Source organism: Bradyrhizobium sp. (assembly GCF_035484855.1).
Lineage (GTDB): Bacteria > Pseudomonadota > Alphaproteobacteria > Rhizobiales > Xanthobacteraceae > Bradyrhizobium.
Window position 1 is genome coordinate 20572 of sequence record NZ_DATHOP010000073.1, and the last position, 7213, is coordinate 27784.

The window sequence follows — 7213 nt, forward strand, 5'->3', positions numbered from 1 at the left end:
CAATGAGCATCGAAACGCCGTGCATCGCAGTCTGTATGATCGACCCCAAAACCAACCTTTGTTTGGGCTGTGGCCGAACCTTGCCGGAGATCGCCCGCTGGGGCCGGATGGACGGCGCGGAGCGGCAGGCCGTGATGGCAGGGCTCGCGACCCGCATGGCGGATGCCGGGCTGGTTCCGCTGGGGTCGGCAAGTCAAAAAACGACCTGACGGGAGATTGCGCGGGAGGTGCGTTGTGAGCCGCCTGCTGCTGGTGTTGTTCGTGTTAGCTGCGACCGCAGGCGCGGTGGTCGCGTACAAGGACCCGGAAAAGGTGGCGCGCGCCACCGACACCGTCTCGGATTTGCTGCGCAGGCGCGCCGCTTCGCCCGCCCGCACCGTGCAGATCGCGCGCAGCCAGGGCGGCGAATTCGCGCTGCAGGCCAGGATCAACGACGTCAGCGCGCCGATGGTGGTCGACACCGGCGCAACCTCGGTGGTGCTGACCTATGAGACCGCACGCGCCGCAGGGCTGCCGCTGGAATTGCTGGAATACGACGTCGACGTCGAGACCGCGGGCGGCCACACCAAGGCGGCCCGGCTGACGCTCGATCGTCTCGCCATCGGCAGGCTGGTCGAACGCTCGGTGCCGGCGCTGGTGGTGCCGCACGGCCAGATGAAGACCAACCTGCTCGGCATGAGCTTTCTCGACCGGCTCGAAAGCTGGGAAGTGCACCCCGACAAGTTGATGCTGCACGGCTATCCGTAAACCGCGATCGTCACGAGCCCCGCGTTTTTTTGCTTCCGGCCCCGTCGAATGGCGGGGCTTCGTTTGGGGGGCGGTGCTCGGCCCAAACTAAAATGTCGAAAACAACCCCATGCAAAGTAGCATGGTGTCGTTGGCATGGATCCTTTGAGCTATCCGGCGTCAATATTTTGACACGTTGGGCAAATCACCGGCACTATCGGGCACTCAGCCTGCCATTCGAATTCAAACGCCTCAGCCGTTTGAACGAAAACATCGGCAAGACCGACCAAGAGATTTGGGAAATGCCGGCATGAGACGGCTTCTGATTTATCTTATCCTCTTTCCCGCGATTGCCACTGCCTCGTTCTATGCCGTGGTCTACATCCTGACGGGTGCTGAAATAGATAGTTTGTCCGGGCCGGCGTTGGGCTGCCTTGTCTTTGTTGGGCCCGGTCTCGTGGTCGCTTTGGTGGATTGGCTCTTCGCCAGAACTCGCCTTCCTGTTGCCGTCGCAACAACGCTCTTCACCTATGGGGCTTCAGTTCTCTTTTTGGCGTGGGACGGCGAGCGCTATATTTTGGCACTCGGCCTGATCGGTGGAATCCCGGCCGCGGTGTGTTCGTGGCTGTCGAACAGACACAAGGAAAGCGTAAATGCGTGAAGGGGCATTTCTCGATCGATGGCGTGCACTTGCGGGCGGCGGTCGGCGCAGTATGCCGACCGCATAAGCTGCCATTCGATCGGTATTTGCTTCGCTGGAGCGGCGGTCGGCGGCTTCGGCCTTTCGCGCACCCGCGGGAAGGTGCGCATTATTCGGCTGCCTTCATGCCGTCGGCCGCGGCGGCGCCGGCCTTGATGCGCGGGATCAGTTCTCTGCCGAATTCCATCGCATCGTTCATCGGATCGAAGCCGCGGATGAGGAACGAGCCGATCCCCAGCCGGTAGTATCTAAGGATAGCCTCAGCGACCTGTTCGGGCGTGCCGACGAGACAGGAGGTGTTGCCGAGCGCGCCGGTCGCCTTCGCAATCGGCATCCACAGCCGCTCGTCATGAATATCGCTCTTGAGAGCGAACTCCATCAGCCGCTTGCCGGCATTGTCGGTCGGTCCGGTTGCCTCCTCCTGCCGCCGCCATCCCTTCGCCGAGTTCATCGCCCCCAGAATGCGATTGGCCTTGTCCCACGCGGCTCCCTCGGTGTCGGCGATGATGGGGCGAACCGAGACGTTGAAACCCGGCACGCGTCCGAAGACCGCCGCCTGTGCGCGGAACTGCGCGATGCGGTCGCGCGTCGAGGCCAGCGGCTCGGCATAGATCGCGTAGACGTCGCACAGCCTCGCGCCCATCTCGAGCGCGCCGGGCGAAGCGCCGCCGAAGAACAACGGAGGATGCGGCTGCTGCAGCGGGCGCACGTCGGAATGTGCGCGCTCGACCCGATAGAACTTTCCCGCGAAATCGAACGGCTCGTCGTTCGACCAGGTGAGCTGCATCAATTCCAGATATTCCGCCGCCCGTCGGTAGCGCTCTTCCTTCGGGCTGAAATCGCCGTCGCCATGCTGCTCGTCGTCCGACTTGCCGGTGATGATGTGAACGGCGAGCCTGCCGCCCGTCAGATGATCGAACGTCGCAATCTTGCGCGCTGCCAACGTCGGCGCCACGAACCCCGGACGATGCGCAACGAGAAAGCCGACCCGATCCGTCTGCATGGCCGCGTAAAGCGCAACCAGGAATCCTTCCGCCGACGAAGACGAATAGCCGACCAACACCAAGTCGAAGCCGGCCCGATCATGGGCGCGGGCAAATTCGGTGAGATAGGACGGCGACAAGCCGCCCTCGATCACATGCAGGCTGGCTTCGCTGCTCGGCGGCGCCACGCCGATCATTCCAATGATTTTGACGGGCATGACCGTTCCTTTCGCAGGCAGCAACGCTGGCGAATCGACGCGGTGCAGTCAAGTGAATCCAGAGGCTTCCATACCCGGCGCTCGCATACATTGCCGGCTCTCAAGCCGAACCCTCACGGGTGTTTCCATGCGTTCCGATGTCCGTTAGGCTGTCAAAAAAGCGATCGGTAGGGAGAAGCAATGGAATTCGGTTTATTCCACGAGTTTCAAAAATCCCGGGACACCAGCGAAGCGGAAGCCTTTTCGCAGTCCTTCGAGCTGGTTGACGCCGCCGAGCAGTGGGGGCTCGATGCCATGTGGCTTGCGGAGCTGCATTTCGTCCCCGATCGCTCGGTACTGGCATCGCCCTTGATCCTCGCTGCCGCCATTACCCAGCGCACGCGCCGGATGAAGATTGGCACCGCAGTTCAGGTGTTGCCGCTCTGCCATCCCCTGCGGCTCGCCGAGGAAGCCGCCACTGTCGACCAGATCAGTGACGGCCGCCTCATTTTCGGCGTCGGCCGCAGCGGGTTTCCCCGCACCTATGAGGCCTACGGCGTTCCCTATGAAGAAAGTCGTGAGCGCTTCGCTGAGACGTTGGAGATCGTCAAACGGGCCTGGACCGAGGAGCGCTTCTCGTACCAAGGCAAATATTTTACCTACGACAAGGTGGCACTGGTACCGAAGCCTCGCCAGAAGCCGTATCCGCCGATCCGCATCGCCGCGACCAGCGTCGATACCTATGCCGCGATCGGAGCGCAGGGTCACGCCATCTTCGTCGCCGCCCGTATCGGCACGATCTCGGAGCTGGCGCCGCTGGTGCGCGGCTATCGCGAAGCTTATCGCGCCGCCGGCCATCCCGGCACGGGAGAAGTCTATCTGCGCGTGCCGGTCTATATCGCCGAGACCGAGGAGCGGGCGCGGCGCGAGCCCGAGGAAAGTGTCATGCATCTGTTCCGCACCATCGGCGGCCAGCTCGAGGCTTCCGCGAACCTGTCGGGCGCGCGCGCCATCGAGCAGCGCGCCGAGCGCGGCCAGCGGCTGCAGAGCGTCGACTACGAAGAAGCGCTACGCGACAAGATGCTCGTTGGCACACCCGATCAGGTGGCCGAAAAACTGCAGCGCCTGCGCCAGGAGATCGGGCTCGACGGTATTCTAGCCGAACTCAACCCCGGCAGCCTCATTCCGCATGCGTGTGTGATGAATGCCTTGCGCCTGCTCTGCCAGGAAGTCGTGCCGCGCTTCCGCTAGAACATCTCGTCAGTCATCACCGCAGACGAGATGATCGAATGAGACGGCGGTCGCCTTTTGGCATAAAGCGGAGTGGCCGGGGTTCATCCCGAAGTCCGGCTTCGACCCCAAGCGGACATCTCAAAACCATTTGCTGCACTGCATGACGGCCATGTTCGCCGTACCCGTGAGCCGCCGAAGTTGCGGCTCCATCCAAAAAGAAGCATGCTTTCGCGGACGCTATTTGCTCCGGCGAAAAAGGCCGCGTTGCCAAAAAAATCAGGGAGGAGCCGCCATGCCAACTTCAACCGTGAGCAACCTGGAATCAGAAACAATCCTTCGGGTTTCCTGGCGCCTGCTGCCATTCCTGATTGCCGCTTATCTGGTCAACTACATCGACCGTGTGAACGTTGGCTTCGCTGCGCTGCAAATGAACAAGGCGGTCGGCATTGATCCCAAGACGTATGGCCTCGGCGCAGGCATCTTCTTTCTCGGCTATTTCCTTCTCGAAGTGCCGAGCAACCTGGCCCTGCAGCGGTTTGGCGCGCGCACCTGGATCGCCCGGATCATGATCACGTGGGGCATCGTCTCTGCCGCGTGCGCGCTGATCGGCGGACCGACTTCGTTCCTGGTGTTGCGATTCCTGCTTGGCGCTGCCGAAGCCGGCTTCTTCCCCGGCGTGATCCTTTACATCACTTACTGGTATCCCGCGCAGTATCGGGCGATCGTCGTAGGCATCTTCATGGTGGCCTTGCCGGTGGCAGGCCTGATCGGCTCACCGATTTCGGGGGCCATCCTCTATATGGACGGCATCCTCGGGTTAGGCGGCTGGCAGTGGATTTTCATGCTCGAAGCCGTGCCGGCGGTGCTGCTCGGGATCGCGAGCTTCTTTTATTTGACGGATGGACCGGAGCATGCCTCGTGGTTGACGCTCGAGCAGCGCCAATGGTTGATGGCCACGCTGGAGAGTGAACGCAAGCGCGCGCCTCGCATTTCTCACGACTCGGTCTGGCGTGTAATGTCCAACAAATACGTGCTGATCATGGCGCTGGTTTATGCGGGCGCCGCCGGAGCTTCGACGTCGCTCGCGTTGTTCGTGCCGCAGCTGGTCAAATCGTTCGGACTGACGAACTGGCAGACCGGCCTCGTCACTGCCGTGCCTTTTGGCATTTCCGCCGTATGGATGGTCTTGTGGGGCCGCCACTCCGATCGCAGCGGTGAACGGGTGTGGCATAATGCGCTGCCGCTCGCGTGGATGGTTGTCGCCATGATCGCGACGTTCTTTGCGATCGGCAGCCTCTGGATGATGATCCCGCTGCTTACCCTGATCGCAGCCGGTACGTATGCCAGCAAGGGGCCGTTCTGGGCACTGTCGTCGGAATGGCTTGGTGCAACATCGGCGGCAGCCGGGCTGGCGCAAATCAATGCACTGGGAAATCTGTCCGGGTTCGTCTTCAACTATCTGATCGGCTGGATCCAGGCCGAGACCGGCAGCTTTCCGCTGGCCATGATGCCGATCGCCGCTACGGCCGTGGTTGGCACGATCTGCGTGTTGGTCATTGGTCGCCGCCAACCGCGCACCGTGCCGGCGGTGCAGTGACGGCCAAAAAACAAGGGAGGTAGCCGATGATCGATTCGAGCCGACGCGCCGTTCTTGCAACCGGTGCTGCCGCCGCGGCGGCAAGCGCCGTGCCGCAAGTGTTCGCCCAGGCACAGCCGGCGGGGGCCGTTCCGGGATTGCCTGATGGCGCCAAGGTCGGCTTCTACGAGAAGGGAGGCGTCCGCATCCGCTACGCCGAGATCGGCTCTGGCTTCCCGCTGCTGGCTGTGCCCGGCGGCGGCTTGAACTCGTGTATCGCAGTGTGGGCGCGTGCGGTGATCAACATTCCCGACGAGTTCAAGAACGACTTCCGCGTGATCACCATGGACCAGCGCAACGCCACGGGCGGCGAGTCCACCGGGCCGGTAGCGGTCGACGATCCCTGGGGCGCGTTTGCCGACGACCAGCTGGGCGTGATGGACCATCTCGGCATCGACAGGTTCTTCTTCTTCGGCAACTGCATCGGCGGCCCGTTCGCGATGAAGTTGATGGAGCGCGCGCCGCAGCGCGTCACTGCGGCGATATTGAGCCAGCCGGTCGGGCACAACCCGGCGAACCCGGATTACATGTACGACGCCGGCAAGACCGTCTGGGCCAAGGAGCTGCGCGAGCGCCGGGGCGACGTCTCGATGGAGACCATCGAGAAATATCTGCACAACCTTTACCGCGTGCGGCCCGATTTCGTGTACAGCGTATCGCGCGATTTCGCGAAATCATGCCAGACGTCGATGCTGGTACTCCCGGACGACGTCGACGCGCATCCGCTGGTGACTTCGATCGATGTCGCCTCGCTCTGCCAGAATGCCGAGATCACGGTATTCCCCTGGAAGGAGCCGCCGGAGCTGAAGGCGCGCACCATCAACCGCGCGCGCACCTTCCTGAAGCGGCATCAGGCAGCGTAGAACGCCGCTGGATACAGTCGCCTCCTTTACCTCTCCCCATCGGGGAGAGGTCGATTTGCGCAGCAAATCGGGTGAGGGGGCGCTGCTCTAACGAGAGACCGTAGCCCCTCACCCGGCGCTACGCGCCGACCTCTCCCGATGGGAGAGGTAAGCATCATCCCGCTCTAATGAACCGGATCCAGCACGACCACCGGTATCTCGCGCTCGGTCTTGAGCTGATAGTCGGCGTAGGGCGGCCAGAATTCGAGCGCCTTTTTCCAAAGGCGGAGGCGTTCCTCGCCCGCAATTGTCCTGGCCCGCGTGTTCATCTTTTTGGTCCCGACTTGTACTTCGACGTCGGGGTTGGCGAGAATATTGCGATACCAGCCTGGGTGTTCGGGCGCGCCTCCCTTTGAGGCGACGACGAAGTAACTGCCGCCGTCCGTTCCGTAGAACAGCGGGAATATGAACTTGTCGCCAGACTTGCGGCCGGTGGTGGTCAGCAACAGTGACGGCGCCGTGATCTCACCTCGCCCTGGCACGGTGGCCTTGTACATGTGGCCGTCGGTTCCCCCGCTGGCAAGGTAGCGGTTCGCATGCTCGAGCATCCAGCCCGGCAGGTTCGGAGCGAGTTTCGCTTCAGCCATCGTACCCTCCTTCAAAGCTGCAGGGAGCATAGCATCGGGCGGTGGATCGGCCAATCCCGGCTGCAAGAGCGACCCTGTTTGGCGCTCAGAGTGAAGATGTGTTGCGATCGATAAGTCTGTTGTTGGCACGAAACGGACATGCCGGTGCAGTCACCGCATGTCCGTTGTTGGGGGATGACCAGACCTGGCGCGGAGGTGGGTTAAGGTCTGAAAATGACCCGATAGGGCAGAGCCCCGCTCGGGAGGATT

The 7213-nt window shown here is 62.4% G+C and carries 8 protein-coding genes; 6 read left to right on the top strand and 2 right to left on the bottom strand.

Going from position 1 to position 7213, the window contains the following annotated elements:
• Positions 1-2: 2 nt before the first annotated feature.
• The 3 genes from VK804_RS08375 to VK804_RS08385 all read left to right on the top strand — a co-directional run bounded on the left by VK804_RS08375 (position 3) and on the right by VK804_RS08385 (position 1387).
• The gene (locus tag VK804_RS08375; protein ID WP_325369805.1) at positions 3-209 is read left to right on the top strand and encodes a DUF1289 domain-containing protein; all 207 of its coding nucleotides are present in this window, start codon (positions 3-5) and stop codon (positions 207-209) included.
• A gap of 25 nt (positions 210-234) precedes the next feature.
• Entirely contained in the window at positions 235-747 is a 513-nt protein-coding gene (locus VK804_RS08380; RefSeq protein WP_325369807.1) for a TIGR02281 family clan AA aspartic protease, read from the top strand.
• Between the two features lie 289 nt (positions 748-1036).
• Complete coding sequence (locus VK804_RS08385) at positions 1037-1387, top strand: hypothetical protein (RefSeq protein WP_325369809.1); 351 nt, start codon at positions 1037-1039, stop codon at positions 1385-1387.
• A gap of 148 nt (positions 1388-1535) precedes the next feature.
• Here VK804_RS08385 and VK804_RS08390 read toward each other — a convergent pair whose 3' ends face one another.
• The gene (locus tag VK804_RS08390) at positions 1536-2627 is read right to left on the bottom strand and encodes an LLM class flavin-dependent oxidoreductase (protein WP_325369811.1); all 1092 of its coding nucleotides are present in this window, start codon (positions 2625-2627) and stop codon (positions 1536-1538) included.
• Between the two features lie 180 nt (positions 2628-2807).
• Between VK804_RS08390 and VK804_RS08395 the strand changes: the two genes are divergently transcribed.
• The 3 genes from VK804_RS08395 (at position 2808) to VK804_RS08405 (ending at position 6338) form a co-directional block, all read left to right on the top strand.
• Entirely contained in the window at positions 2808-3857 is a 1050-nt protein-coding gene (locus tag VK804_RS08395) for an LLM class flavin-dependent oxidoreductase (RefSeq protein WP_325369813.1), read from the top strand.
• 274 nt (positions 3858-4131) lie between these two features.
• Positions 4132-5436, top strand: a complete 1305-nt coding sequence (locus tag VK804_RS08400) for an MFS transporter (protein WP_325369815.1) — start codon at positions 4132-4134, stop codon at positions 5434-5436.
• 26 nt (positions 5437-5462) lie between these two features.
• On the top strand, positions 5463-6338 hold the full coding sequence (locus tag VK804_RS08405) for an alpha/beta hydrolase (protein WP_325369817.1): 876 nt from the start codon (positions 5463-5465) through the stop codon (positions 6336-6338).
• A 164-nt stretch (positions 6339-6502) separates the two neighbouring features.
• Here the strand turns inward: VK804_RS08405 and VK804_RS08410 are convergent, their stop codons facing one another.
• Positions 6503-6964 carry a nitroreductase family deazaflavin-dependent oxidoreductase gene (locus tag VK804_RS08410; RefSeq protein ID WP_325369819.1) on the bottom strand — a complete coding sequence of 154 codons (462 nt, stop codon included), beginning with the start codon at positions 6962-6964 and terminating at the stop codon, positions 6503-6505.
• Positions 6965-7213 lie beyond the last annotated feature (249 nt).

Excerpts from the sequence above, each read along its gene's own strand:
- VK804_RS08375 (WP_325369805.1), top strand. The coding sequence starts at position 3 with ATGAGCATCGAAACGCCGTGCATCGCAGTCTGTATGATCGACCCCAAA.
- VK804_RS08385 (WP_325369809.1), top strand. The coding sequence starts at position 1,037 with ATGAGACGGCTTCTGATTTATCTTATCCTCTTTCCCGCGATTGCCACT.
- VK804_RS08390 (WP_325369811.1), bottom strand. The coding sequence starts at position 2,627 with ATGCCCGTCAAAATCATTGGAATGATCGGCGTGGCGCCGCCGAGCAGC.
- VK804_RS08395 (WP_325369813.1), top strand. The coding sequence starts at position 2,808 with ATGGAATTCGGTTTATTCCACGAGTTTCAAAAATCCCGGGACACCAGC.
- VK804_RS08400 (WP_325369815.1), top strand. The coding sequence starts at position 4,132 with ATGCCAACTTCAACCGTGAGCAACCTGGAATCAGAAACAATCCTTCGG.
- VK804_RS08405 (WP_325369817.1), top strand. The coding sequence starts at position 5,463 with ATGATCGATTCGAGCCGACGCGCCGTTCTTGCAACCGGTGCTGCCGCC.
- VK804_RS08410 (WP_325369819.1), bottom strand. The coding sequence starts at position 6,964 with ATGGCTGAAGCGAAACTCGCTCCGAACCTGCCGGGCTGGATGCTCGAG.